General features: G+C 40.9%; 21 protein-coding genes and 1 tRNA gene. 12 read left to right on the top strand and 10 right to left on the bottom strand.

Annotated elements, in window-relative coordinates; translation table 11 throughout:
- Window positions 1–5: 5 nt before the first annotated feature.
- On the top strand, window positions 6–1073 hold the full coding sequence (gene lptG / locus ACRRSQ_RS12895) for an LPS export ABC transporter permease LptG (RefSeq protein WP_440876163.1): 1068 nt from the start codon (window positions 6–8) through the stop codon (window positions 1071–1073).
- Window positions 1074–1297: 224 nt separating this feature from the next.
- Here the strand turns inward: lptG and ACRRSQ_RS12890 are convergent, their stop codons facing one another.
- Entirely contained in the window at window positions 1298–1792 is a 495-nt protein-coding gene (locus ACRRSQ_RS12890) for an RDD family protein (protein ID WP_440876162.1), read from the bottom strand.
- Window positions 1793–1948: 156 nt separating this feature from the next.
- On the opposite strand from ACRRSQ_RS12890, the gene ACRRSQ_RS12885 reads away from it, so the two are divergent.
- A complete protein-coding gene (locus ACRRSQ_RS12885) occupies window positions 1949–2344 on the top strand; it encodes a hypothetical protein (RefSeq protein WP_440876161.1) in 396 nt (131 codons plus the stop codon).
- Window positions 2345–2348: 4 nt separating this feature from the next.
- Here ACRRSQ_RS12885 and ACRRSQ_RS12880 read toward each other — a convergent pair whose 3' ends face one another.
- On the bottom strand, window positions 2349–3335 hold the full coding sequence (locus ACRRSQ_RS12880) for an ABC transporter substrate-binding protein (RefSeq protein WP_440876160.1): 987 nt from the start codon (window positions 3333–3335) through the stop codon (window positions 2349–2351).
- Window positions 3336–3551: 216 nt separating this feature from the next.
- Between ACRRSQ_RS12880 and ACRRSQ_RS12875 the strand changes: the two genes are divergently transcribed.
- The 6 genes from ACRRSQ_RS12875 (at window position 3552) to ACRRSQ_RS12850 (ending at window position 9704) form a co-directional block, all read left to right on the top strand.
- A tRNA-Leu gene (locus ACRRSQ_RS12875) sits at window positions 3552–3636 on the top strand.
- A 129-nt stretch (window positions 3637–3765) separates the two neighbouring features.
- Entirely contained in the window at window positions 3766–4899 is a 1134-nt protein-coding gene (locus tag ACRRSQ_RS12870; RefSeq protein WP_440876159.1) for a hypothetical protein, read from the top strand.
- A 148-nt stretch (window positions 4900–5047) separates the two neighbouring features.
- Window positions 5048–6478, top strand: coding sequence for an amidohydrolase family protein (locus tag ACRRSQ_RS12865; protein WP_440876158.1), 1431 nt, complete (start codon window positions 5048–5050; stop codon window positions 6476–6478).
- Window positions 6479–6519: 41 nt separating this feature from the next.
- Entirely contained in the window at window positions 6520–7860 is a 1341-nt protein-coding gene (locus ACRRSQ_RS12860) for a M20 family metallopeptidase (protein ID WP_440876157.1), read from the top strand.
- Window positions 7861–7866: 6 nt separating this feature from the next.
- Window positions 7867–9123: an NRAMP family divalent metal transporter gene (locus ACRRSQ_RS12855; protein WP_440876156.1), complete on the top strand. Its 1257-nt coding sequence runs from the start codon at window positions 7867–7869 to the stop codon at window positions 9121–9123.
- A gap of 95 nt (window positions 9124–9218) precedes the next feature.
- Window positions 9219–9704, top strand: coding sequence for a RidA family protein (locus ACRRSQ_RS12850; protein ID WP_440876155.1), 486 nt, complete (start codon window positions 9219–9221; stop codon window positions 9702–9704).
- Between the two features lie 89 nt (window positions 9705–9793).
- Here ACRRSQ_RS12850 and ACRRSQ_RS12845 read toward each other — a convergent pair whose 3' ends face one another.
- The 5 genes from ACRRSQ_RS12845 to ACRRSQ_RS12825 form a co-directional block, all read right to left on the bottom strand.
- Window positions 9794–10927, bottom strand: a complete 1134-nt coding sequence (locus tag ACRRSQ_RS12845) for a hypothetical protein (protein WP_440876154.1) — start codon at window positions 10925–10927, stop codon at window positions 9794–9796.
- Window positions 10928–11113: 186 nt separating this feature from the next.
- Window positions 11114–11923 carry an SDR family NAD(P)-dependent oxidoreductase gene (locus ACRRSQ_RS12840; protein WP_440876153.1) on the bottom strand — a complete coding sequence of 270 codons (810 nt, stop codon included), beginning with the start codon at window positions 11921–11923 and terminating at the stop codon, window positions 11114–11116.
- 76 nt (window positions 11924–11999) lie between these two features.
- Complete coding sequence (locus ACRRSQ_RS12835; protein ID WP_440876152.1) at window positions 12000–13598, bottom strand: GMC family oxidoreductase; 1599 nt, start codon at window positions 13596–13598, stop codon at window positions 12000–12002.
- 33 nt (window positions 13599–13631) lie between these two features.
- Window positions 13632–15362 carry a thiamine pyrophosphate-binding protein gene (locus ACRRSQ_RS12830; protein WP_440876151.1) on the bottom strand — a complete coding sequence of 577 codons (1731 nt, stop codon included), beginning with the start codon at window positions 15360–15362 and terminating at the stop codon, window positions 13632–13634.
- Window positions 15363–15376: 14 nt separating this feature from the next.
- The gene (locus ACRRSQ_RS12825; RefSeq protein ID WP_440876150.1) at window positions 15377–16999 is read right to left on the bottom strand and encodes an FAD-binding dehydrogenase; all 1623 of its coding nucleotides are present in this window, start codon (window positions 16997–16999) and stop codon (window positions 15377–15379) included.
- A gap of 143 nt (window positions 17000–17142) precedes the next feature.
- On the opposite strand from ACRRSQ_RS12825, the gene ACRRSQ_RS12820 reads away from it, so the two are divergent.
- Window positions 17143–18054: a LysR family transcriptional regulator gene (locus ACRRSQ_RS12820; RefSeq protein ID WP_440876149.1), complete on the top strand. Its 912-nt coding sequence runs from the start codon at window positions 17143–17145 to the stop codon at window positions 18052–18054.
- Window positions 18055–18080: 26 nt separating this feature from the next.
- Here ACRRSQ_RS12820 and ACRRSQ_RS12815 read toward each other — a convergent pair whose 3' ends face one another.
- Window positions 18081–18701, bottom strand: a complete 621-nt coding sequence (locus ACRRSQ_RS12815; RefSeq protein ID WP_440876148.1) for a LysE/ArgO family amino acid transporter — start codon at window positions 18699–18701, stop codon at window positions 18081–18083.
- A gap of 93 nt (window positions 18702–18794) precedes the next feature.
- On the opposite strand from ACRRSQ_RS12815, the gene ACRRSQ_RS12810 reads away from it, so the two are divergent.
- Window positions 18795–19691, top strand: a complete 897-nt coding sequence (locus ACRRSQ_RS12810) for a LysR family transcriptional regulator ArgP (protein ID WP_440876147.1) — start codon at window positions 18795–18797, stop codon at window positions 19689–19691.
- A gap of 115 nt (window positions 19692–19806) precedes the next feature.
- Here the strand turns inward: ACRRSQ_RS12810 and ACRRSQ_RS12805 are convergent, their stop codons facing one another.
- Window positions 19807–21075 (bottom strand): Xaa-Pro dipeptidase, encoded by a 1269-nt coding sequence (locus tag ACRRSQ_RS12805; RefSeq protein WP_440876146.1) that lies wholly within the window; start codon window positions 21073–21075, stop codon window positions 19807–19809.
- Between the two features lie 262 nt (window positions 21076–21337).
- Between ACRRSQ_RS12805 and ACRRSQ_RS12800 the strand changes: the two genes are divergently transcribed.
- Together ACRRSQ_RS12800 and ACRRSQ_RS12795 are read left to right on the top strand one after the other, a co-directional pair.
- Window positions 21338–22624 carry an amidohydrolase family protein gene (locus ACRRSQ_RS12800; protein ID WP_440876145.1) on the top strand — a complete coding sequence of 429 codons (1287 nt, stop codon included), beginning with the start codon at window positions 21338–21340 and terminating at the stop codon, window positions 22622–22624.
- A gap of 303 nt (window positions 22625–22927) precedes the next feature.
- The gene (locus ACRRSQ_RS12795; protein WP_440876144.1) at window positions 22928–23554 is read left to right on the top strand and encodes a TetR/AcrR family transcriptional regulator; all 627 of its coding nucleotides are present in this window, start codon (window positions 22928–22930) and stop codon (window positions 23552–23554) included.
- Window positions 23555–23688: 134 nt separating this feature from the next.
- On the opposite strand, the gene ACRRSQ_RS12790 is transcribed toward ACRRSQ_RS12795, so the two are convergent.
- Window positions 23689–25683, bottom strand: coding sequence for a TonB-dependent receptor (locus ACRRSQ_RS12790; protein ID WP_440876143.1), 1995 nt, complete (start codon window positions 25681–25683; stop codon window positions 23689–23691).
- Window positions 25684–26253: the final 570 nt, after the last annotated feature.

Genomic DNA, 26253 nt, shown 5'->3' with positions numbered 1-26253 from the left:
ACGTCATGCGTATTTTAGATTGGTATATTGGCCGAATAATTACTTCAACTACGTTTTTAACCTTAGCTGTTTTTGTTAGCGTTAGCGGCATTATTAAGTTTGTTGAGCAAATGAAAGCAGTAGGTCGTGGCAATTATGACTTATCACACGCTGCACTTTATGTGCTTTATGCGGTGCCGCGCGATGTGGAAATATTTTTCCCAATGGCCGCACTTATCGGTGGTCTAGTCGGCATAGGCATGATGGCGAGTAACAGTGAGCTTGTGGTGATGCAGGCAGCAGGCTTGTCGAAGCTTAATATTATTAAATCAGTGATGAAAACTGCAGTGCTATTGATCGTATTTAGCATGGCGGTTGGTGAATGGTTAGCACCGTCTGGCGAAGCTGCAGCGCGAGAAATTCGCGCGCAAGCAATCTCTGGCGGTAGTTTAATATCATCAAAAAATGGTATTTGGGCAAAAGATGGCAAATACTTTGTTCATATTGGCGAAGTTGAAGAGCGTGGTGCATTAAAACAAGTACAAGTTTACCGCTTTAACGACGAGCTAAAACTGTCGAGCTGGTTATCTGCTGACAGTGCTCGCTATGTTAATGACGAATGGCAGCTAACCAATGTAACCGATACGGAAATTACCGATGATGAAATTGTTACCGTAAAAGAAGCTAGCCGCAATTGGCCTTCAACTCTTACCCCTGAAAAACTTGGTGTGGTAACAGTAAAGCCCGAGTCGCTTTCCATTGAAGGTTTACTTAACTATTTAGATTATTTACAAGCGAATAACCAAGATCCGAGCCGATATCAGTTAGCGTTTTGGCGCAAGATTATTCAACCGGTAACGGTTGCTGTGATGCTGTTAGTGGCCTTGTCGTTTATTTTTGGTCCGCTGCGCTCTGTCTCTATGGGGGCAAGAATTATGATGGGCGTTTTCACCGGTTTGCTGTTTCATATCAGTAACCAAGTGATGGGGTCGATGAGCTTAGTGTATCAACTGCCGCCTATTTTAGGCGCAATTATGCCAAGTATTGTATTTGTGATGGTCGCTATTTATCTGATCAAAAAGAAACCTAGCTAGCAGCGGGCAAGCTGAAAGTTACAAGCGGGTAAGCTATAAGCCAATAGCGACAAGTTACAAGTAAGAAGCTACAAGCTACAAGCTACAAGCTATAAGTGATAAGTAAAAAGTTAAAAGCGACAAGCGGTAAGAGCAAAGTGACAAGGTTGTAAGGTTAAAACTTGCCACTTGCGGCTATTGGCTTGTAACTTTCCTGCTTACAGCTAAAATCTTACAGCTATTGCCTATAATCGTCCGCGATTCGCTTCTAGCGATAAAACAACAACTTCGGTTTTCGTTAATCGGTCTTGCAAGCTCAAATTATTCTTATCAAATAAAACGGTTAAGTTACCTAAACCTAATAAGGTTGGTAATAAACGTTTTACTCCGGTTTTTTTGCTGATCAAACTTCCGTCTTGGTTTTGCACACGCAAACGCCATGCTTTCATACCAAGTGTTTGACCACTTTTACTCCAAAACCAGACAAAGAAAAAACTCACCCAAGCAAATTTCCACACTTCATTTAGCCCTTTTAACCATGGTGTATTGGCTATTTTGTCAACTACATGCTCATAACCTGACATGTCAATTAAGCCGAAATATAAACACAAAGTGACTAACAGAAACGAAACCGCACCTGCGCACATGTAGACCGCTACGGCAATCAAAAAGTCGTATATCCAAGAACTTAAACGGCGAATAAAACCAGCACGCGGGAAAGAAGTATAGTTTGCTGTCATGAATGAGCCTCTTAAAATTTTCGCTAGTCTAGCAAAGCAGCCAACAAAGCTTAAGTATAAATTGGCCAATAACCACATTGACCGAAAAAATTGAACAAGGTATTGTTTAAATTCACAGCAGTGTTGTCGACATCGAAAGGGAAGTAAGGAGATTTAATGAACGATGCATTTGTAGCTCATGGGAAGTTTGACATTAGGGTCGAGAGCAATATCATCGCTCTTTCTGCACAGGGGCCGTGGAATATAGAGTTTTTTGATGAGTTACATCATGAACTATTCCACGTTGCTGCCACTATGCAAGAGAAAAAATACGCAATTTTACTCAGCCCTATTGGTGAAGCTATCGCAGTTAATAATAGTATCGCTTATCACGTTGATTTTATCAGGAAAGGCAAAGCTATTGCCGTTGCCGTTAATTTAGAACAATGCGACTTTAAAGCATTAACTAAGCACCAGTGCGGACAGGCTTACAAATTAGCCAATTTAAAGCATGCATTTTTTGAAGATGAACATTCTGCGCGACTTTGGCTAGAGCAGCAATTATCGGCTTAACTGTTTATTCCACCCAAATGGCAGAAGCCCAAATATGGTCGGGTAGCTGAATATTCGATTTATTCAATTCTGAATGACTAAACAAGTAAGTACCATTTACTGCCGTTATCGGGCGTAATTTTTCAGGGGGATATCCGGCAAGTATTTTAAGTACTAAATTCGCCGCTGCGGCCCCTTGATGGTAGGCTTGCAGTACTAAACCACCAATCGCTTTGTCTTTACCAACAGCAAAATCCCATAAAGCAAACATAGGCAATGGCGAGTTTTTAGACGTCCATTGCAGCACTTTTTCAGCGTCGACGTAGTTATTATCTTTATCTCTTATCGTGTGATATAGGCCAACGATAATGGCATCATAATTAGCTGGTGAATTATTGACTTGTGATTGCCAAATTTCCCACTCTTTTATTAGCTTAATTTCAACCTGAATATTGCTAATCGTGGTAACACTTTCATTATCAAATATATTCTCTAACGAAGTATGTGCAGTTACGCCTGAATCAAATAAAATTAATAAGCGACTCATTTTGGGAATAACGCTACCTATGGTCATCACTGAACGCTTTATTAAGGGCCGCTCTAATACACCGGTAATATTTTTGGCGTTACCAAGAGGGTAGTTTCTAGGGTTGTTATTAATGCCTAAGTAGACCACAGGCGTTGTTGTTTTACCGAACCTAGCTGCCAGATATTTTAATGCGTTGTCATCACCTAAAATAACCACGTCAGGCTGAAGCTCTAAATAAGCTTGCCAAGCAAGATCCGAACGGTATTGAAATTGACTGGCTGGCACACGTTTAGTGTCCATTTGAAAATAGTGTAATTGGTGCTCTTTGCCCAAATAATCTTTTAGTGCTTTTTTATATTCAATGTCCCATTTGTATTCAGCATGGTAACTTTCGATCACTAATATTTTAGCCGGTTTAGTAAAGCCAGACAGGCTAAAGATCATCAATATGAAAAAGGTCGCACTTTTTATAAGCACTCTCATCGGGCTTGCCTAAAAAATAATCATAATTTAGTTATAGAATTTAGTTTTTTGTTTGTAAAGGTTAGGCGCGCTAAGTGATTAAATTTCTAAAAAATAATATCGCTGTTTAAATAAGTATCAATTGCGACAATTGCCGAGAAAAACAGTTGCCAATGCCAGTAAATTTCGTATAATGCCTGCCACTTAACTAATGTTTCATTAGTTAGTCACTGTGTCGCCGGAGTGGTGGAATTGGTAGACACGACGGATTCAAAATCCGTTGCTTTCGAGCGTGACGGTTCAAGTCCGTCCTCCGGTACCATTTCCTTGTTAATTTAAGGAAAAAATTAGCCAGCCTAGTGCTGGTTTTTTTGTGCCTGAAATTTGTGATGTGGCTAACTAATTGATATCTTGTGAGTTAGTATTTACTTAAGTTGTCCAAGGAAGCGACATGAAAAAAAGGCTTATCGGTACATTTACCGCACTGGCGTTTGTCGGTAGTTTTATACTTGCGAACTATTTGAGTGGCAATAGTATTACCCTGCAAGTATCGCTTAATAGAGCGACACATTGGCTTGAGTCATTATTTTATACTTCTCAAGAACCTAACCAGTCACCGGCCCATACCGAACAAGTTACAACTCACCAAAACTTAAAGAAACAATACTCACATGTTGAAGTTGGCTATGCTAAAACCTGTAAAGACACCTCGTTAGGCAAAATAAAGTATAAAAAAGTTGGTCAGGTTTATACTTGGGTGGATGATAAAGGAATAGCAAACTTTAGCAGTACGCCGCCAAAAAATGACGACTTCACACTATTGAATTACGCTGGTGAAAAGGTATTTGATTATTTTACCTTAAACTTAAACTTAAATGCTGAAAACGTGCCTTACGATTTTCATCAAAAGTTAACACTAAAACTTAATAAGTTATTTGAAGTTTATGGCCAACTAGTCGACAGTTCATCTTTAAAAAAAGTTGATATCAAGCTTAATATTTTTACTTCTAAACACGCATTCAATCAAATAAAAGCCAAGCATAACATGTCTGATAGCGATAATACTCTTGGCTTTTATAGCCACGCCACCAATCAAGCTTTCCTATTGCTTACTAACCACGCGACAACTATGCGAACTGCTACTCATGAAGCCGCTCACGCGATAAACCGAGCGATTATCGGCTATAGCCCTAGGTGGTTAAATGAAGGTTTGGCGGAGTACAGTGAATACATTGAGGTTAAAGGCCAAATTAGCAAAGTTTATCCCAACCAAAATTGGACGAATAATGGTCTTTTATCTGAACAGGTCTTGCCGTTAGAGCAATTATTAACAGCCACTAATCACGATTGGAATTCAAAGCTAAAAAATAAGTTATACGCAACGAGTTGGGCGTTTATCTATTTTATGATGGACAACCCGCAAAGAAAAAATATGTTGGCAAAGGTTATTCAATTAGAACAACAAAACTTATGTGATATTAATGATATATGGCAGGTTAAAACTGTTTTAGACCTGCCAAGAAAAGAGCTACAAAGGCAATTTACTCGTTGGGCTAGGCGCGATCTTCAAAAGCAACTGATCTAGTTTTTTGCACCAATGAGAGCAGGGTTATTGTTTCTTTTATTTCAATAGTGGCTCATATTCATTTTTTAAATCAAATGTGAATTCAGATTTACATTTTTAAGTGCGCGCTTTATGATATTAAATAGAGATGAATAAATGAGCAGATAAGATGTCCGTCAAAAATCAGTTTTTTCCTAAAGTTACTTCTGTAATCGCTTCAATATTGTTAATGCTTCCGTCAGCTGTTTATGCAAGTAGCAACGAGTTTGTTGAACACCCATTAGGTGATATTGCCATAACGCATGTTAATTTAATTGACGGTACAGGTAACGAAGTAAAACGTGATCAAACGGTGATGATCAAAGGCAATAAAATTGTTGCTATCGCCAATGCTAGCCAATTTAACATTGCCAGTTCGGTGAACGTTATCAATGGCAGTGGTAAAACACTCATTCCTGGCTTGGTGATGATGCATGAACATATGTTCTACCCAACGGGGAAAGCCCACTATACCGAAATGTTGTACAGTTTTCCGCGATTGTATCTAGCAGGCGGCGCTACCACTATTAGAACCGCTGGAACAACTGCGCCATACGCTGATTTAAATTTACGTGATGCAATAAATTCAGGTAAGTCTATCGGGCCAGATATCGATGTAACAGCGCCGTATTTAAATGGGCCAGGTTTACCTATTTTAAAAATGAAGCCTTTGCGTGATGTTGAAAATGCCAAGTTGATGATGGAATACTGGAACTCTGAAGGGGTGACATCTTATAAGGCTTATATGCATATTAGCCTAGAAGAGTTAGCACAGGTCATTAAGCAAGCGCACCAGCAAAAGCATAAAGTAACGGCGCATTTGTGCTCGGTAACCTACCGTGAAGCTGCTGAACTGGGCATCGATAATCTTGAGCATGGATTTTTTGCATCAACAGATTTTGTCAAAGATAAAGTGAAAAATGAGTGTCCAAGTTCACAGGCGGTTCATCAGTCCTTAGTTAATTTAGACATCAACTCAGCCGAAGTTGCCGATCTTATTGATTTTTTGATAGAAAAAGATGTTACCTTAACGTCGACTTTAACGGTATTTGAAACCTATACCAAGGGAAGACCAAAAGCGTATCCTAAAGCATTAGCTGCCTTAATTCCTCAAGTAAGAGATCAATATGAGTCTCGTTGGCAAAAAATTGCACAACAGGAAAATGCCACGTGGCCAATTGTCTTTAAAAAAATGATGCAGCTTGAAAAAATGTTTGTTGAAGCTGGCGGAAAATTAATGGCGGGTACAGATCCCACTGGTTACGGTGGTGTAATTGCTGGTTTTTCTAATCAGCGTGTGGTTGAGCTTCTGGTTGAGGCGGGGTTTAGTATTGAACAAGCGATTGAAATATCGACCCTTAATGCTGCAAAGTATTTGAACAGGGCACATGAAATTGGCTCGATTGAGATTGGAAAAAATGCCAATATGGTGTTGTTAAATGGTGATCTAACAACCAATGCTGCTGTGATAAGAGAAATGCCCTTGGTGTTTAAAGATGGCGTTGGTTACAACACTGAAAAAATAATAGCGACGACAAAAGCCGTCGTCGGTATGCATTAATTCGCTGTCACTATTATTTTCAATATAAACAAGGAATAACAATGAAAAAAACAATTATATTCTGTTGTCTCGCTTTTGGGGTTATGACATCAGTAAGTGCTAACGCTGAGCGTCAACCAAGCGAGTTACTCAAAAGTGTTGAAGATAAAGTGATTAAGTGGCGACGCGATTTTCATCAAAATCCAGAGCTTGGCAATCGCGAAACACGCACTGCAAAAATTGTCGCTAGGCACTTAAAAGACTTAGGTATGACGGTAGAAAGTAATATTGCCTATACTGGCGTCGTTGGCTTTTTAAAAGGAGATAAGTCAGGGCCAACGGTAATGTTGCGCGCAGATATGGATGCGTTACCGGTAACTGAAAAGGTCGACTTGCCTTTTAAATCAACTAAAACAACCAATTATCGTGGTGTTGATGTTGGGGTAATGCACGCTTGTGGTCATGATACCCATGTGGCGATGTTAATGGGCGTAGCTGAAGTGCTTGCAGGTATGAAAAAAGAACTGCGCGGCAATGTTATGTTTGTGTTTCAGCCAGCAGAAGAAGGTGCGCCACAAGGCGAAGAGGGCGGCGCTGAATTAATGTTAAAAGAAGGCATTTTTAAACGTTACCAGCCAGATGTCGCCTTTGGATTGCATATCACTTCAAGCTTACCATCGGGAGCTATTGGCTATCGTAGTGGCCCTGCAATGGCCAGCGCAGACAGATTTGAAATTACCGTTCATGGTCAGCAAACACATGGTTCAAGACCTTGGAGTGGGGTTGATCCTATCGCAGCAGCGGCGCAAATTGTGACTGGGGTAAACCATATTGTCAGTCGTCAAATCGACATTACCAAAGAGCCTGCGATTGTTTCCTTTGGTAAAATTGCGGGGGGTGTTCGCAATAATATTATTCCAGAGCAAGTTGAAATGGTTGGCACTATTCGCAACTTTGATATGGGCAATCGTCAACAAATTTTTGAAAAAATCGAAACAACTGCCACGCATATTGCCGCTTCATCTGGGGCCAAAGCCGAGGTAGAAATATTTGAAGGTTATCCTGTTACCGTCAATAACCCTGCATTAACTCAAAATATGTTTGCTAGTTTAGCGAAAGCGGCGGGGAAAAATAATGTCATTGAAATGCCAAAAATCGCAGGAGCAGAAGACTTTTCATTTTACGCACAGCAAGTGCCAGGGCTTTTTGTCTTTTTAGGTGGCACGCCCAAAGGGACGGATCCTAAAACTGCACCGAGCAATCATTCGCCTTACTTTTTTGTTGAAGAGTCAGCTTTTAAAGTGGGTACTGCGACACTTACGCAATTAACGTTAGACTATTTAATGTTAGATTATTCAACGTTAAATAGCCTAACGTTGAATAATAAAGCGCAGGCGAACTAAGTCAGTATGTCTTTTGCTAAATTATTTTCATTGTTAGGCCCAGGCATAGTCTGGGCGGCAACCAGTATTGGTGTTTCTCATATTGTTCAGTCGACAAGAGCTGGCGCCGATTTTGGCTTTGCATTGCTTGGCTTTATTGTGCTTGCTCATGTTATTAAGTATCCGTTCTTTTTGTTTGGTCCAAAATACGCAGGCCTTACTGGTAAAAGTCTTCTTGATGGTTATAAAAATATTGGTAGTTGGGCGTTTTATTTATTTCTTATCCTAACGTTTATTACCATGTTTTTTGTGCAATCTGGGGTGACCATAGTCACCGCTGCTTTAGCGGTTAACCTATTTGGTGACATCTTGTCGCTGTCTCAGTGGGCGGCGCTTATTTTAGTGCTTGTAGGCGCGGTACTTATTATTGGTCATTACACTTTATTAAGTACCTTGCTCAAATGGATGATGTTGGTTTTAGTGGTGTGCAGTTTAGTGGCACTGCTTGGGGCGTTTAATAAGTTAGGGCTAGCACCTTCAAGCGAAGCGCCAGTGATATCATTAACATCTGCTGCCAGCATTGCTTTTATCGTTGCCTTAATTGGCTGGATGCCAACGGCGATAGAAGTGTCGGTATGGCACTCACTTTGGACACTGTCTCGAGGGAAAAAACCAAGCCCAGAGTCTGCTAAAAATGCGGTGCTCGATTTTAACATTGGTTATTGTTGCAGCTTTTTTCTTGCGATTGTTTTTTTGTGGTTAGGAGCATTACTAATGTTTGGCCAAGGCGAGGGTTTTGCTAATTCAGCCGCCGTATTTGCCAGCCAGTTAGTTGCCTTGTATAGCCAGTCATTAGGTCAATGGAGCTGGCTATTAATGGCAATCGTAACTTTTGTTGCCTTGTTTTCAACTACCTTTGCTGTGGCTGATGGGTTCCCGCAAGTTTGGCAACGTGCCGTTGTGCTTAAAGCCGGTCACAGTAAAACAGGTAACAGTAATGTCGGTAACAAGGCGTATATCATTTCGTTAATTATTTTAGTGATGGGCAGTTGGTGGATTATTAATGATTTTGCGGCTGACATTAAAGGCTTGCTTGATTTTGTCACCACAGTGTCATTTGTTAGTGCGCCAATTTATGCTTGGCTTAACTATAAAGTCATGATGGGCGCTGATGTTGACGATGCATTCAAACCGCAAGGGCTTTTTAAGGTTTATACGCTTATTTGCTTAACCATATTAACGCTATTTAGCCTGTTCTTTTTATGGTGGAAATTTGCCAGTTAATTTATCGCTTTGCTTTTATCAAAGCAGAGCTGGTCTGTGTCAGTAGAATGTGTCTAGGCGTTTTAATTAGCGCCTTATCGATTTAAGAGAATATTATGAAACCTTTATTATTATCAAAAAACTTTATGCTAACCGTCGCCGTTATATTCACGTTAATGGCAACAGGTTGTGCTAAGTTATCTTTTCATTCAGAGCGCGTATCAACTGAAGCTGAGTTTCTTAACAGCAAGCCTAGCAATACACGCTTACCTTTTTCAGAAGCGGTACGCACCAACGATTTATTGTTCTTGTCGGGGCAAATCGGATTCAACGCCGAGCAAGAAAAGCTCGTTTCAGGTGGTTTAAAAGCGGAAACGAAGCAAACCCTTACCAACATTAAAACAACACTAACCAAGTATGGTTACCGTATGAAAGACGTGGTGAAGTGCACCGTTATGCTAACTGATATTAATGATTTTGCTGCGTTTAATCAGGTGTATACCCAGTTCTTTACGCCGCCGTATCCTGCGCGAAGTGCCTTTGCGGTGAAAGATTTAGCGCTAAACTCAAAGGTGGAAGTCGAGTGCATTGCTAAAGCCTAGCTTGGCGCTTATTTCGTTACTAATAAAGCCTACATTCTTGTAGGCTTTATTGTGTTTGGTTTTGATGTTTTTACGCTTTAAGTACCCTGTTAGTTTCTTTTTTCTATGTCTACACCGTCGATTAATTCATTGAGTTTAATTAATTTACTATCTTCACCTACGAGCACTTTTACATTGACATCTTTTGCTACTTGCTGCTTCATTGTTTTAATAACTTCAGCTGATACGCTCATGACGGCTTCGTTATCAAAATTTAGGATAACCTCTTCTGTGCCTTCGGCGATTTTAAGGTTTTGAGCATACTTTTTACCGGCACCTCGTCCCCATATATTTTGCAAATTTACGGTAAATTCTTGGGTGGTTGTTGGTTTTATAAATTCGTTCTTAATTTCAATTGAAAAAACATTATTAAATTCATTAGTTGAGTTGTGGCTTACTTCTATAACGGCATCAAACATTTCTAAAAACTGTTGAAACTCTAATGACCCCATATATTTATCAAGAGTTACAACTGTATAATTTGGCAGTTCTGCAATTGGGTTGAACGGTATACCATCGTCTTTTATTTGAAAGCGCTTTCCGTCAAAACTCATTTTAACCTGCTTAGCTTTGCCGTACTTATATGCATTGTCACACAGTTCATAACTGAGCATTTTTAAGCTTATGTGTATTTTGCTATTAATGTTGTCCCATAAATTAGGGCGTGTAAAAAATGCAGAAAATTGATCTTTTGATGTTGTTGCTGATATTTTAACTGAAGTGTCTGTTTCTATTGGAAAGCCTTTATAGAAAACGTCCATTAAGTTAGCTCGGGTTCGAACTTCTGCTTCTATTTCATCCCAAAACCAAATGTTTACTTTGAAAGGAAACTCTTCTTCGTCGTTCATTAAACGGGCTTCTTGCTGCAAAATTGCATCGTTAGGACAGGAGGCAGCTAGTGTAAATCTTGAGATTTTAGGTAAAAAATTGGTCGCATTGTTACATTCCTTTAGTAGCTCTTTTTTGGTGAGAATACTGCCAAGTTGCGCATTCTTATCTTTGCATTGAACACCTTCATATTCTTCCTGATATAAAGGCGTGCCAAATATATCAACGCCGTTTTGTGCTTGGCCATTTCTGCCATTTTTTTGTGCGTTAGGGTCTTGCCAAATCTCTTTCCACAACATATGACATAGCGACTCAAAATCGTTCCATGACGCTGGATGCTGTAATCTTAATAACATGCCTTTTTATCCCTATTATATTGAATTTAATATTTATTTTTTGATTTAAATACATATAAGGCGGGTTGGCAAGTGTTAACTTTACTATGTTAACTCAACTAGGTAAGCAACCAGTTATCTTAAAAGTAGTGCATCAAACAAGAGACTTAATTAGGCATGATATTTAGCAGATAAATATCATGGTTTTCAAAGCTTATTGCGCTGAGCCTTGGCAATAACGCGATCGCCGATCCAACGACCAAGCGCGGGAAAGTGTCTGATTGCCGCAACGGTTATTTTGGCTATAAAGCCCGGGATGGTCGTAAAGTTTGAAGAGGCGATACCTTTGACAACGTCTTTAGCAACTTGCTCTACCGTCATTGGAGGGATCGTTTGCGCATGGGCGATGTTTTCAACTGGGCGCTGGTTAGCAATATTTTGCACCATCGGTGTGTCGAATTCGCCGGGGCAAATAAGTTGTACGTCAACCCCTTGAGGTTTTAGCTCATAACGCATCGCTTCACTTAAACCGACAACGGCATACTTTGAAGCGTTATAAGGACTATAGCCAAAAGTGCCGACTAAACCTGCAATAGAAGCAATATTAACGACTTTGCCTTGGCGTATTTTTAAAAAGGGCAAAGCAGCTTGTGTGGCAGATACTAATCCAAAATAATTGGTTTCCATCACATCACGAAAGTCTTGCAGTTGAAAGTCTTCAAATCTGCCAACTTTTAACACGCCAGCACTGTTGATCAGCATATCAATGCCGCCAAATGGTTGAGCAAGTTCAGTAAAAGCGTTTTGGCTAGCCTCTGAGTTATTAACATCTAGCGAGGCAATTTGAATATTGGCTTTAGGGTTTTGCTGTAACAATTGGCTTTTGGCGGCTTCGAGTTTTGATAAATTCCGTGCAATTAACGATAAATGCGCACCTTGTTTTACTAACAAGCTTGCTACCGCAAGCCCTAAACCTGAAGAGCCACCTGTTATAATGATGTGCTTGTTTTTAAACATAATGACCTTTTTAGTTTTTGTTTTTTCATTGAATAAATTCAATTGATTTATGTTTTTTTATAACGGCTAAACGCATTTATTGCCAATCATCTAAGATCATTTTAGCGCCTTTTTCAGCGATCATTACCGTTGGACCATGAATATTGCTGCCGGTAATGGTCGGCATGATTGACGAATCAATAACACGCAGCTTGTTAAGACCATGCACTTTAAGTTCAGAGTCAACAACAGCCATATCATCATTGCCCATTTTACACGAGCCAGCAGTGTGATAAACGGTTTCAACGTTATCGCGCAAGTATTGCTTAATTTGCTCGTCGGTTTGAATATCGGCCCCGGGCTTTTCTTCTTGTTTGTATAAGCTAGCAAGTGCCGGTTGCGCTAATATTTCTCGCCCTATTTTAACGCCTTTGACCAGAGCATCGAGCTCTTTTTCTTGGTCAAAATAATTGGCTTGAATTTTTACATTATCAAATGGACTGTTAGTGGCCAATAACACGCGGCCGCGACTTTCTGGGCGCAAATAACAAATATGCAAAACAAAACCATTGCGTGCGGGGGTAAATAGCCCTTCACCATGAGGTTTCATTCGAAGTGCCGCAAATTGTAACTGTAAGTCGGGAATGTCGAGTTCAGGCGACGACTTAATAAAACCACCGCAGTCGGTCGGTGAAAATACCATAGGTTTTTTCTTAGAAAATCGCTTCAAGACAAAGTCGAGCATCACTTTTGTCGGCAAGGTTTTAAATGAGGTGCTGCTTGATTCTAAACAGCGAATAATAATGTCGGGGTGATCTTGTAGATTCTCGCCCACGCCCGGTAAGTCGTGTATGACGTCAATATTATGCTTTTTTAATTCCTGAGCGGGACCAACGCCTGAAAGCTTCAATATTTGCGGTGAATTAAGTACGCCGGCTGCTAATATAATTTCTTTAGTGGCGCTAACGCTATGAAGCGTTTTTTTGGCGTCATAATATTCAACGCCGGTGGCGGTTTTGCCGTCAAAGACAATACGCTTAACGGTTGATTGCGTTAAAATGGTTAAGTTAGGACGAGTTAATATCGGGTCTAGAAAAGCGAGTGACGCATTACAGCGCACACCCTCGGGGGTTTGCGTAATTTGAAAAAAGCCGCAACCTTCTTGCTCGGCGCCGTTCATGTCATTGTTTAGTGGAAAGTTCGCCTCAATGCAGGCGTCAACAAACGCTTCGCTGGGGGCAAAGCGAAAATTGGTATCAACCACAGACATTTCACCATTGGCACCGTGAAACTCATCAGCACCTCGCTGGTTTTTTTCAGTTTGTTTAAATATCGGCAATACCGAGTCGTAGTCCCAGCCGTTATTGCCAAGCGATGCCCAATGATCATAATCCCAGCGATGACCGCGTGTATAAATCATCGCGTTAATCGAGCTTGAGCCACCTAAACCTTTGCCTCTTGGCCAAAAGAGCTCGCGATAGCCACTGTTTACCTGTTTATCGGTATAATTTAACCAGTTAAAAAGCGGGCTATGCATTAAAAATATCATATTAATTGGGCTAGTGGTGCGCACCAAATAATTACGATCAGAGCGGCCTGCTTCAATTAAACAGACCTTATTGTTAGCATCAGCAGATAAACGATTTGCCAATAAACAACCTGCGGAGCCACCGCCAATAATTATGTAATCAAACATACAACCTCATACTTCGTTTGCTGAAAACGTTAATTACCCAGTAACTTTTCGAACAATGGCACGGCTAACCGAGCGAATTTTTTCTTTGGTCGAAAAACGCGCTAAATTGCTTTTCACCACACCTTTGGTAAAACGCGTACGCTTTGAGTAGTCAATTTTTACATTAACAATGACTGGTCGATTGTCTTTGGCGAACGCCATCGCTTGGGTTATTCCGGCTTGAATTTCGTTGTCGTTGTTAATTTCAACAAATTCAGTCCCTGTAGCGATAGCAACACCTTGAGTTTTTAAGTTACCTAATACCGTGCATACTTTGCGGTTGTAAGGAATTTCTTGTGCTTGTGAAATTTGTGAAAGCTCGCCGTCGTTAAAGACAAAAATGGCTAAGCCTAATGCTTGATTGGTTGCCGTCATCGCTTCCATACCCGTCATCATAAACGCACCGTCGCCAACAATACCAACTACTTGCTTGTTTGGGTTGGCTAACTTTGCGCCGATCACGGCTGGCACGCAGTAGCCCATCGCATTAAAATCGGTCGGAGAAATAAAATGCTTACTTTTATGAATTGGCATTAACTCGGCAGTTAAAAAGGTGTGGTTGCCATCGTCGGCAACAACATAGTCATCGTCGGCTAACTGGCTTCTTAATTCAGCAAAAAAACGACCCGGGTTAACACGGTCTTCAACTTTATGGGCAAACCACTCTTCCTGATAGGCCACTTTGTCGAGCTTAATTTTAGCGGCAATATCACTATAAGATGTTGAAATGTTTTTCTCTTTCAGCGCGGCAATTAAAGCCGGCAATAAGGTTTTAGCATCACCTTCTAAAGTGCATTTTGCCGGATAATTGGCGTTAAATACTTCAGGGTTAATATCTAAGTGAATAAGGTTTTCTGGTGGGTTAATGCCATAGCTACCGGTGGGAATTTCACTAAATCGAGTGCCAATTGCCAGTAGACAATCGATATTCTTAAAGGCATTGGTCGCTGCCGGTACTGCGTATTGACCTAAACCCATGCCGGTATGCAGTGGGTGGTTGGCTGGAAATACACTTAAACCTTGCAAGGTTGTCGACACTGGCGCGCCAAGTAATTCGGCAAGCTCAATTAACTCTGCTTCACAATCTGCTGCGCCCCAACCGGCAAAAATACCAATTTTACCGGCATTTGCTAATAACTCAGCGGCTTGAGATAAGTCGCTAATACCTTTATCTGCTACTGCTTTAGGCGGCAAATAACTTGGCATTTCACTGACATCACCTTTGAAGTTAGAAATATTAAAAGGCATTTCGATAAATACTGGGCCTGGTTCACCTTGGGTGGCAATGTCATGTGCTTTATAAAATGTTGGGATCACCTCTTCATGCGACAGCACTTTAAAGGTCGCTTTGGTGATAGGCTCTAGTACGCCGTGTTGGTCCATATCGTGTAACTGATATTTATGACCACTTTCTGAGTGAATACCACCTGAGATCACTAACATTGGAATGCCATCGAGCGATGCTTCAGCAATACCGCTTGCCGCATGGGTAACACCTGCGGCTGGCACAATTAATAACGTGCCGATAGTATTTGAGGTACGGCTCATGGCATCTGCCATAAACGATGCGCCGCCTTCATGTGTTACCAATACAGGTTCAATTTTTTCTGAAATATTAAGCTGATCGTAAATTTCGGTATTGTGCACGCCAGGTATACCAAAAGTGTGAGTTACGCCTATTTGCTCAAGAGCGAAACGAACTAATTCTGCGCCTGTTTTTTTCATGTTGTTATCCTCAATTATTCGTTATTGGCTATCGCTTTTGCAGCAAAGCGTGCATTTAAAATACTGTTTGATAAGAATGTGCCTTCTAGTGAACGTATACCGCTAACGCCACCGCCACCAAAGCCTGCCGCTTCACCTACGGCATAAAGATTATTAATTGCTTGCCCTTGGCTATTGAGCACTTGGCTTTGCAAGTTAGTTTCAAAACCGCCCATGCTTTTACGGCTGATCAAGCGCGAGCGAATTGCAATTAACGGCAACTCTTTATCGTCTAAAATGGGTTGGAATTTACAGGTGCGAATTTTATCGCCGCGCCACGTGCGCAATTGCGCAATTTTTCGAATTTGATCGTCATTACGTAGATTGTCGCCACGTTTTATCGTGTTATCGTAGGCGGTAATATCTCGGTGCATATTCTCAAACGAAACTGACTCGTCGCCGGTGAGTTTATTCATATTACTCACTAACTCTTCTAAGGTATTGCCGGTTACCACGTCTTCGCATTCGTCGATCAGGTAATTGGCTAAGCGTTTATTGCCGGTTAATAATTCCCAAACAATTTTATGAAGCTTTTTGTCTCTAAAGTTCGGATTTTCATCTGTGCCTGATACCGCCAACTCTTTAATGGCGATTTTCCAGTTCATAACTTGCCAGGTGTATTGTTTTGGCAGGTGACCGGTAGTTTTGCATAAATCATGGGTATCAAAGCCGGTCATCATAGGTTTAGGGCCAACGCGATTACCGTAGCAATCCATCCATAATGACGATCGCGCTGGGATCATACTTAAGCCATGACGATCATACTTTGGCTCAGGGTGAGCAATACCTGCGGCGTAATTCCACATTTGATTAAGGTTAATCACGCTAGCGTCGGCTACTTTTGATTTATCGTGTAACAGGCCGTCGGCATTTGGATGACAACCAGTAAGAATATTTTCCGGATATTCGCCATAGCAGCTGTCCCAAACTTCTCTAACTTTTTCTAAATTGCCATTAATACCGCCTGAAGCGACGACAATATTGTCGGCTTTAATAGCAAAGCTTTGGCTGTTGTGCTGGCCGGTGCAGCCAGAGAGTTGATTGCCGTCTAAGGTGAATTCATCAATTAGGTGATCAAATAATAAGGTCAGTTTGTCGTTATTTTTATGATTTTTAAGGGCATCAATAAGAGTATGCATTAAGCCACGTCCGCAGCCCCAAACGACATGATAACGAGGCACTGAATTACCGCGACCCGGGCTGCCATGGCCATAATCACCACGTTCTACCCAATGCACTAAAGGTAAAAATTTTACTCCGTAACTTAACAGCCAGTCGTAAACATCCGTTTTACATTGCTCAATATAGGTTTCGGCCCAGCGTTTTCCCCAAATATCGGTGTCTTTAAACTGCGCAGCGGCAAACCAGTCGGCTTTTGCCAATTCAAATGAGTCGTTAATACCAACCTTTTTTTGAATAGGCGTATCAACCAGTAACATGCCGCCAAAGGCATCGTTTGCTTGGCCGCCAAACTTTACTTCGCTGTCTCTATCGACCAATACTACTGGTTGGTTTTGGTTCAGTAATTCTAATGCCGTAACTATACCGGCAATTCCGCCGCCAATGACAAGGTTTTTACATTCGATGTTTGAACTCATGTGCTGTTTACTCAATAGCAATTTTTCAATTACGTTTGATTGTAAGAGTAATACAAATTAATACAAATAATAATCCTTTATTGATCTCGATAAATATAGCTAATAGTATTGAATGATTAGTTGACCGAAATTTTGACACTTTTATGTACCATGAAAAGCTCGATCTCAATTTGTTTATTGTTTTTTTAAATGTCTATGAACATGGCTCTATTACCAAAGCGGCAGAGAAATTATTTATTACTCAACCTGCGGTCAGCCATTCATTGGGGCGGTTAAGAGAGCAATATCAAGACAAGCTGTTTGTACGCCAAGGCAAGAAAATGATCCCAACAGAGCTTGCTGTTACCTTACAACCAACAATAAAACAGTGCGTGCAAGGGCTTAATGCCACTTTGCAGCAACAAGTTAATTTTGATCCTACCAATCATGAGCGGACCCTGAAATTGGGCATGCGAGACATTGTTGAGTCATTATTGTTACCTACTATTGGCGCGACCTTTACCAATAAATACCCTAATTTTAAAATTGAATCGTCGGTGATCCCGATGCACAAACTGTCGCAAAAATTAAATGATGGCGATATTGATTTAGTCATCGATGCGTTATTACCGACTGCGCCGAATATTGCTAATAAAAAACTATCAGAAGACAGCTTTATGTTGTTATGCCGTAAAGATCATCCGTACCTTGAACAGCAAACCTTAGAAAATTATCTTGCCGCTCGGCATTTATTGGTGTCGCCGGCGCACTCTCTAATTAAAGTGATTGATACTACTTTAGTGACGCTAGGCGGAAGTCGCGACATCGCGATAAAATGTGAAAGCTATTATGCGGGTGTAGAAACGGTGGTAAATAGTGATTTGCTAATGACCATGCCAAGAGCGCATGCGAAAAAATTAGCTGAGCAGTTTCCGGTTGAAATTGTTGAATTACCGTTTGAAACACCCAAACTGCAAGTTCATATTTATTGGCATAAACGTAACGATCAAGAAACCTATATTCAATGGTTTATTGACCAATTAACTGAACTTGCAGTGCCATTAATTAACGGCTAGTGCTAATAAAAGCTAAAAGCTAAAAGCTAATGGTTAACGATAGAGACAAATAGGGTATAAGCGACAAACAGCATCACTAATCCAATAAAGACATCTATATAGCGCTGAGTTTTTGCTTGGCTTAACCAAGGGGCAAGCCTCGCCGCACCTTTTGCTAAGCTAAAAAACCAAATAATGGAAGCGAGAATGGTGCCGCTAGCAAAGGCCAGTTTATCGGCACCATCGAATGTGCCAGCAATAGAGCCTAAAATCATTACGGTGTCTAAATAAACGTGCGGGTTTAACAACGTAACCGCCAAGGTGGTTGCGATAACCGCTTTTCGGCTGGTTAGTGCTTTTACCGCATCAGGTAGTTGGTAATTGTTTTGCCAAACATTTTTAAAGGCAAACGCACTGTAAGCGAGTAAAAAGGTAATACCCGCCCAACCCATAAATGTCATCAGGGTTTCGTTGCTGGCGATAAGCGCTCCGCCGCCAAAGACACCCAAACAAATTAATAACGTATCACATGTCATGCAGATAGTTGCTGCAGTTATATGATGATTACGCCTTATTCCTTGGCTAAGTACATAGGAGTTTTGTGCGCCAATAGGAATTATGGTGCCCAAACCGATTAATAATCCCTGAAATAAGGCTGTGCTGATCATTGTTGTGCTCGTGTAAGTTGAAATTAGCTGAAATTTACCTGCTTATTTGATATAAGTAAAATTAAAGATATTTAACCCATATTAAAAAAACTTATGCTTGCGCAAATTGATTATAAATTACTCCATGCTTTAGCAACGGTGGTGAAAACGCAAAGTTTTGAACGTGCCGCCGATAGGTTATGTATTACTCAGTCTGCGGTGTCACAGCGAATCAAACTGCTAGAACAACACCTTGGACAGGCGGTGATTATTCGCGGCCAACCGCTGCATGCAACTGAAGTGGGTAAAAAACTCGTTAATCACTTTTACCAAGTCGCGCAACTTGAAGCAGACTTATTACCCGATATTTTAAATGAACAACCAGATAAGCCTTTGACCATTCACCTTGCAACTAATGCTGACAGCCTAGCGACTTGGTTAATTCCTGCCATTGCACCTACGGTGAAATCAAACTTTATTGAATTGGATATGCTAGTTGAAGATGAAAAGAGAACGGTTGAAAAGTTAAAAAGTGGTGAAGCCTTTGGCGCGATTGGTTTGGCCCACAAGCCGATTAAGGGTTGCCAGAGTACTCGGCTAGGTAATTTTAATTATATCGTGGTGGCGTCGAAAGAATTTCGCGATACCTATTTTAAGGCAGGTATTAATGCCACGACATTAAAAAAAGCGCCGGGCGTTGCCTTTGATCATAAAGACAATATGCATATTCAATTTGTTGAACAGCAATATGGCTTAAAAGAAGGTGAATATCCGCTACATACCGTACGTTCGTCAGAAGCGTTTGCAAATTTTGCCATGCATGGCGCGGCCTATTGTTTAATTGCTGAATTGCAAATTCATCAAGAATTAGCATCAGGTAAATTGATTAACTTGTTGCCTGACTATAAATTGGTTGAAACCTTATATTGGCACAGATGGGCGTTATTAAAAGGCGTGCATAAAAAAATATCGGAAGTGATCATTAATACCGGTCAACGTGTATTAAGTTAAGCTGCTATCGCATATAAAGCACATATAAAAGCACATATAAAAGTGCATAAAAAAGCGCTTAATCTTGGCGCTGACAATGCCAGATTAAACGCTTTTTTGATTGATAATAAGCTGATTATTGCTTATAAATTTGTCCGTCTTTCATGACAAAACTAACGCTTTCAAGCAACGAAATATTGTCGATAGGATCACCGTCAACGGCAATAATATCGGCTAAAAAGCCCGTCGCTATTTGCCCTAAATTATCTTGTTGAAGTAGGGCGGCACTATGTAATGTGGATGCTTGAATCGCTTGCATTGGGCTCATACCAAATTGCACCATGCGTGAAAACTGCTTGCCATTGTCGCCATGCGGATAAATCGCTGCGTCAGAGCCAAATACCATGTTCACGCCGGCTTTGGTCGCTTTTCTAAAGCTTTCACGTTGTGCTTTTGAGACCATTTTTTCTTTATTAATATTTTCCTCAGGTACACCGTTGGCTTCACCAAAGGCTAAGGTATATTCAGTGTTGTATATATCGCACGACATATAGGTACCGTGTTTTAATGCTAACTCAATGGCTTCATCATCTAAAAAGCTGCAATGTTCAATCGAGTCGATGCCAGCACGAATGGCCGCTTTTATGCCATTGGTGCCATGTGCATGTGCGGCAGCAATTAAACCACGTAAATGTGCTTCATCAACCGCGGCTTTAATTTCTTCTTCAGTTAGTTGCTGAATGCCAACTTTAGTACCTTTTGAAAATACGCCACCTGTGGCGCACACTTTAATGGTATTAGCGCCGTACTTAATATTTTCTCTGACTTTAGCGCGCACAGCCCAAGGGCCGTCGGCGACACCACCTGAAATGCTTTTTGCTCGCGGTGGCGAGAAATTATCATCACAATGTCCACCGGTAATGCTAATTGAATGACCTGCTGCCCAAATACGTGGTCCGGGAATTTCTCCTGCGTTGATGCCGTCGCGCACACCAATAACAGCATAACCCGTTGCGCCTAAATTACGTACTGTAGTAAAGCCAGCCATTAAGGTTTTATTGGCATTTTTTACCGCTTTTACGGTTTGGCGAGGAACCGAGTTGCCTTTTGCGGCGAGAAAATTATCTTCTGCGTCTGAGGTTAAATGCACATGCATATCCATTAACCCAGGCACTAAGGTCTTACCGGTTAGGTTGACAACTTTTGTGTTTTTACTTGGAGTAATCGTGCCTTGTTTGGCGACTTTGACAATGGTATTGCCATCAATCAATACTGAAATATTGTTGATGATTTTCTCTTTTTTTACATCAAGATATGCGTCAGCGTTAATCAGTGTTTGTTGAGCAAATACTGTAGGCGCTTGTAAAAGTGCGGTTGCAATGGCCAGTGTTTGAAATAACTTCACCTACGACTCCTTAAATTTTAGTTGCTTGGAATTGTTTTGTTTGAATTTTTTTTGATTTCATAAATAACGGCTTACTACGCTAGCACAGTTTTATCGAGAGTGAAATAAAATGTGAACTTGTGTTTACATAAGGCGATAAGAACTCTTCAAGCAAAAGCATTCAAAATAAAAATACTGTGCTATGGTCAATAAGCTAAGTAAAGTTAAGTAAAGCTAAGTAAAGTTAAGTTAACTCGAATAATACAATGAGACCAATAAAATAATGAAAAAATTCAAATTATTAGCTGTTGCAGTTGCTACTATGTTGTCAAGTTCAGTGGTTGCACAAACGCAAGTTATTCATGCTGGAACCTTGTTGGCGATACCCGGTGAAAAGCCACGCAGTCAACAAACGCTGGTGATTAAATCAGGCGAGATTGTGGCGGTAAAATCGGGGTTTATTGAGGCTAAATCGTTTGGCGAAGATGCACGTTTAATTGATTTGTCAGATAGTTTTGTTATGCCGGGACTCATGGATATGCACGTGCATTTGCAATTGGAGTTTGGCGCACATAATACCAAAGATGCCTTGCAATTATCCGATGAAGACTTAGCGATGCAGAGTGTGCATTTTGCTAAAAAAACCTTACTGTCGGGTTTTACTACCGTGCGTGACTTACTGAGCAAGCCAGAGCAAATGTACGCACTTAGAGATGGTATTGAAAAAGGTTGGATTGAAGGGCCGCGTATTATCGCCGCAGCAGGTGTTTCGATTACGGGTGGTCATTTAGATGTTGATGGCATGTCTGCCGATATTATGGCGTTAAAAACAGCAAAAACGATTTGTGACGGCCCTTTTGAGTGCCGAAAAGTAACGCGACATGCGATTAAATATGGCGCAGATGCAATTAAAGTGGCATCAACAGGCGGCGTTTTATCAGACACCGATACCGGTACTGCGCAGCAAATGCACAATGATGAGCTAAAAGAAATTGTTGAAACGGCGCATGGTTTAGGGCGTAAAGTTGCCAGCCATGCCCATGCGGCTGACGGTATTAATGCTGCGTTACGTGCTGGCGTTGATAGTATTGAGCATGGCAGTTATGCCAATGAAGAAAGCATTGAGCTATTTAAAAAGTCAGGCGCTTATTTAGTACCGACGTTACTCGCCGGTGATACGGTTGTTGGCATGGCAAAAACCACTAATTTCATGTCGGCGCCGATTAAAGCGAAAGCGATTAGAGTGGGTGCAGATATGTTGGCAAACTTTCAAAGGTCGTATCAGGCGGGTGTTAAAATTGCCTATGGTACCGACAGCGGAGTATCGCGCCACGGCACAAATGCCAAAGAAGCGGTATTAATGGCACAAGCAGGTATGAAAACCGCTGATATATTAAAGTCTGCGACTGTTAACGGCGCCGATTTAATTGGTATGAGTGATAAATTAGGCACGCTTGAAGTGGGTAAATATGCCGATATTATTGCCACCGACGGTAACCCATTAAATAATATTGAAGAATTACTCGATGTCGATTTTGTCATGAAAGCGGGCAAAGTGTATAAACAATAGCTAGTTTAAAGCTTGCGCTTAAAGCCTCGTATTTAAAAACAACGCCAGAACAAGGAATATTCCCGACGCTGGCGTTTATCTTTCACTTTCCGCTTACCGCTTCTCTCTTGCAGCTTTTAGCTTGCAGCTTCTCTCTTGCCGCTTTTAACTTGCCGCTTATAGCTTCTCTCTTGCCGCTTTTAACTCTTTCTTTTAGCTCTTGTCTTGTAGCTTATTTCTTGCTGCTTGTAGCTTTTCTCTTGCTACTTATCATAAAATGTTATTTTTGCGAAACTTTCAACGTCACAGAGACCAACGTACTTTATGTCTGCCACCAATATTTTTGAACCTAAACAAAAGCGTAGTCAAGATACGCAACGTAAGTTGTTATCGGCGCTGCATTTGTGTTTAAAAAATAAATTCTTTGAGCATATTTCAGTGAAAGAAATTGCAGACAATGCTGGTGTGTCAGTCGGTACTTTTTATCGCCGCTTTAAAGACAAAGAATCTCTACTGCCTTTACTTTATCAAGATTTTGGCACCGACCTTGCCAACTGGGTAACCGAGTTAGAGCAGATGCAATTTGACCATTTGCAACAGGCACTAGAAACACTGGCCACAGAAACTCATCAATTTTTAGTCTCACGTCGCAGTATTTTTCGTACTTTGCATTTGAACTCACGGTTGCATAGCGCTTTATTGACAACAGATACGCAGGTTGATCGCAAAGATATTTATCGTCGATTGGCAAATATTATTGTGCAGTTTGAGAGTGAGATTAGCGTAAAGTCGCGACAAGAAAGCGCCGAAGTCGTGGTATTTATGATGATAACCACCTTACTAGATAAAGTGCTTTACCCAAGTTTAACGCCTGCCATTGCCAGTGATTTATCGGCACAAGATTTTGCAAAAGAATTACCTAAGCTTGCCTTACCTTATTTACAAAACTAAATGGAGTTTGGTTCTCTTTTGCCTTTTTTGTAATACTCTTTTGAGCATCTATTAGATATAAGAAAACGCTTAGCCCTGTTATTAACAAAGCTAAGCGCTGATCATTCATACTATTTTGCTTTCAGAACTTTCTTTTAAAAGTTGCCGCTCAACGAAACGCTGACATTACGGCCATCACCCGGTGAGTGCAAAATACTTGAGCCATCGCCATTAATATCAAATACGTATTCGTAGTATTCATCGGTAATATTGTTAAGTTGTACCTTAAGTTTCATCTCACCAAAATCATACTCTGCACTCGCATTAAGTAGTGCGTAGTCGCCGTATTGGCCGCCAGTATTTTCTTTGTTGATGTAGTAGTCGCCTTGCGCGTCTAAATGCAGGCGTGTCGTTAGTTTTTCATTTACTTGATAGTTAACGCCAAGTGATGCGGTAAATTCAGGCACCGAAAATATTTCGTTGCCCTCGATGTGTTCTTGACCATCGCCGGCGGTAAGTACTTCACTGTTTACCGTAGTGTAGTTCGCCCAAACGGTAATATTGTTGGTCGCTTGCCAATTTAAGGCAAGATCAACACCATGGCGAAGTGTTTCCCCTAGGTTTTGAGCGGTGCCATCAATCATAATAAATTCGTCACTGGCGTGTTGAGACCAATAAGAAAGACGAAGATCTAAGTTGTCGCTAGGTGTTAAAACGGTACCTGTTTCCCAACCACTGTTCAGTGATACCTGCCTAGCATTAATATCGCCTGTGGTATAAGCGGCTTTGCCAAAGGGGTGTTGAAAACTTTGCCCATAGTTGAAAAATATATTGTAGTAATCACTTGGTTTTACAATCATATTAAAAGTTGGTTGTAAAATAGTGCCAAAGTCATACATCTCAAGGGCAATTTCTTCACCTTCTGGCGTATATTCGAGCATATTGCCCGATAAGCTATTGGCACGCAGCCCAATATTCCAACTGACCAGATCACGCCACTCATGGTTTAGTTTAAGATAACTGCCAATAGCGGTTAAATCGTAATGATGATCTCGTCGCACGTCGCTTTCGTCGCGGTCACGGCTGTCACCTATTGTGCCAAACCGCTGTTCAACAACTTGGTGAATTTCACTGTCTGCGCCCCAAATAAGTTCCCAGCTATCATCAAGTGTCCAAGTCAGTTTTGAGTTAAAACCGTAAATATTTTGATCATCGTAACGATTTTCTATGGAACTTTCTTCGGTAAAACGTACCCAACGTTCGCGTTCAAAATGTTGGCCGTAGGTTTTTAATTGCCAAAATAGATCGTCAGTAAAATAGTGATCTAAATGAAGGCTAAAGTGCTCTGTACTTTTTTCACCGCCGTCTTGGCTCGCATAATCGGCAGATTGTGTTGGGTCGCTTAACGCTTCTTCTTGCGTTAAAAAGCCCGGTGCATCGCCTTCATAGCCAGCAATACGTGCGATCGCTGTTAGGCTGGTATCGTCAGATAATTGATATGCCCAGCGGCCTGAGGCAGAAAATTTGTCTAAATTGGTATGGTCGCGATAGCCGTCACTTTGACGATAACCAAAAAAGTAGTTTTGGGTTAGCTTGCCTGTTTCAAATCCAGCGTAAGCTTGTAGTTCTTTGGCATTAAAGCTACCCATGCTGATTTCAACTTCTTTGTTGAGGTCGGAGCGTGACTCAACTTGGTAGTTACCAGCGGTGTTAAATAGTCCGTAACTTGGGTCGCTGGTGCCTTTAAACACTGTCATGTTTGCCATGGCTAACGGAAACATCTGGTCAAGCTCATTGTAGCCATTGTTAAGATTTGAACTAATGCCGTCGATTAATAATTTTGCATGCGGTGTACTGCCGTCAGCACTAAAGCCGCGAATGGCAACATCGGTATTTAAAATGCCTTGATTAAAACGTGAAATATAAACACCCGGAACTTTACTTAGTAGCTCTAAGGTGTCGTTAACATGTTCATAGCTAAGTTCTTCTGCGCTCATGTAGTCAACAGAGCCCGCACGTTGCGCCAAAGAGAATGACGGCTTTTTGCCAATAACAATGATCGATTCTATATCGTCTGAGGCAAGTGATGATGTTGTATAAGCACTTAGCAACGCTAAAGTGATTAACGAAAGTGAATTAAGGTAACGCATAACAACCCTTACTTATTTGTGTAACAATTTACAAAGTTGTGCCAATTTTTCACCTTGAAAAACGCTAACCTTTAACTACAAATCCAGAACCTTTTTGCTTGCGTGTTTTTTATGCACGGCTAATTTTTTGTCTTAATTTTTATGGCTTGTAGCTTTGTTTTTTGGTTGAAAATAGGGTGAAAATTCTTGCTGTTAATGTAATCGACAAGTGCAAAATTAAGTAGTTGTCTTTGGTGTTAAAGTGTTGATTGGTGTAAGGTTTTGTGTTGGTAAGTGTGATAATGTGTTTTTGTGTGACCCGTCTTTGAGGTAGGGGAGTTATGTCGTGAATACCTGCTACGTAGCATTATTTCAGCTTGTTAGGTGCTAAAACATGCCAGATAAATGCTGTTTAGCGCTTTAATTCGAATATTAATGCCACGCCGTATTAAAACAACAGCGCTGCTGTTACCTCAATTTTGGCACGTCTTGCCGCAAAAATTACGCAATAGCAACAATGTTATGTATTTTGTAATGTTGAATAGTGGTTAATTGTCAGTAATAGTAACGGTATCGATATGGTTTAATATG

Origin of the sequence: Thalassotalea sp. PLHSN55 (assembly GCF_052030545.1) — a bacterium.
GTDB lineage: Bacteria > Pseudomonadota > Gammaproteobacteria > Enterobacterales > Alteromonadaceae > CANMXU01.
The sequence above is the reverse complement of the archived record's forward strand: the minus strand, read 5'-3'. Positions and strand labels throughout refer to the sequence as shown.

What these genes read in the sequence shown, in the direction of transcription:
- lptG (WP_440876163.1), top strand. Translation starts at nt 6, where the DNA reads ATGCGTATTTTAGATTGGTATATTGGCCGAATAATTACTTCAACTACG.
- ACRRSQ_RS12890 (WP_440876162.1), bottom strand. Translation starts at nt 1,792, where the DNA reads ATGACAGCAAACTATACTTCTTTCCCGCGTGCTGGTTTTATTCGCCGT.
- ACRRSQ_RS12885 (WP_440876161.1), top strand. Translation starts at nt 1,949, where the DNA reads ATGAACGATGCATTTGTAGCTCATGGGAAGTTTGACATTAGGGTCGAG.
- ACRRSQ_RS12880 (WP_440876160.1), bottom strand. Translation starts at nt 3,335, where the DNA reads ATGAGAGTGCTTATAAAAAGTGCGACCTTTTTCATATTGATGATCTTT.
- ACRRSQ_RS12870 (WP_440876159.1), top strand. Translation starts at nt 3,766, where the DNA reads ATGAAAAAAAGGCTTATCGGTACATTTACCGCACTGGCGTTTGTCGGT.
- ACRRSQ_RS12865 (WP_440876158.1), top strand. Translation starts at nt 5,048, where the DNA reads ATGTCCGTCAAAAATCAGTTTTTTCCTAAAGTTACTTCTGTAATCGCT.
- ACRRSQ_RS12860 (WP_440876157.1), top strand. Translation starts at nt 6,520, where the DNA reads ATGAAAAAAACAATTATATTCTGTTGTCTCGCTTTTGGGGTTATGACA.
- ACRRSQ_RS12855 (WP_440876156.1), top strand. Translation starts at nt 7,867, where the DNA reads ATGTCTTTTGCTAAATTATTTTCATTGTTAGGCCCAGGCATAGTCTGG.
- ACRRSQ_RS12850 (WP_440876155.1), top strand. Translation starts at nt 9,219, where the DNA reads ATGAAACCTTTATTATTATCAAAAAACTTTATGCTAACCGTCGCCGTT.
- ACRRSQ_RS12845 (WP_440876154.1), bottom strand. Translation starts at nt 10,927, where the DNA reads ATGTTATTAAGATTACAGCATCCAGCGTCATGGAACGATTTTGAGTCG.
- ACRRSQ_RS12840 (WP_440876153.1), bottom strand. Translation starts at nt 11,923, where the DNA reads ATGTTTAAAAACAAGCACATCATTATAACAGGTGGCTCTTCAGGTTTA.
- ACRRSQ_RS12835 (WP_440876152.1), bottom strand. Translation starts at nt 13,598, where the DNA reads ATGTTTGATTACATAATTATTGGCGGTGGCTCCGCAGGTTGTTTATTG.
- ACRRSQ_RS12830 (WP_440876151.1), bottom strand. Translation starts at nt 15,362, where the DNA reads ATGAAAAAAACAGGCGCAGAATTAGTTCGTTTCGCTCTTGAGCAAATA.
- ACRRSQ_RS12825 (WP_440876150.1), bottom strand. Translation starts at nt 16,999, where the DNA reads ATGAGTTCAAACATCGAATGTAAAAACCTTGTCATTGGCGGCGGAATT.
- ACRRSQ_RS12820 (WP_440876149.1), top strand. Translation starts at nt 17,143, where the DNA reads ATGTACCATGAAAAGCTCGATCTCAATTTGTTTATTGTTTTTTTAAAT.
- ACRRSQ_RS12815 (WP_440876148.1), bottom strand. Translation starts at nt 18,701, where the DNA reads ATGATCAGCACAGCCTTATTTCAGGGATTATTAATCGGTTTGGGCACC.
- ACRRSQ_RS12810 (WP_440876147.1), top strand. Translation starts at nt 18,795, where the DNA reads ATGCTTGCGCAAATTGATTATAAATTACTCCATGCTTTAGCAACGGTG.
- ACRRSQ_RS12800 (WP_440876145.1), top strand. Translation starts at nt 21,338, where the DNA reads ATGAAAAAATTCAAATTATTAGCTGTTGCAGTTGCTACTATGTTGTCA.
- ACRRSQ_RS12795 (WP_440876144.1), top strand. Translation starts at nt 22,928, where the DNA reads ATGTCTGCCACCAATATTTTTGAACCTAAACAAAAGCGTAGTCAAGAT.
- ACRRSQ_RS12790 (WP_440876143.1), bottom strand. Translation starts at nt 25,683, where the DNA reads ATGCGTTACCTTAATTCACTTTCGTTAATCACTTTAGCGTTGCTAAGT.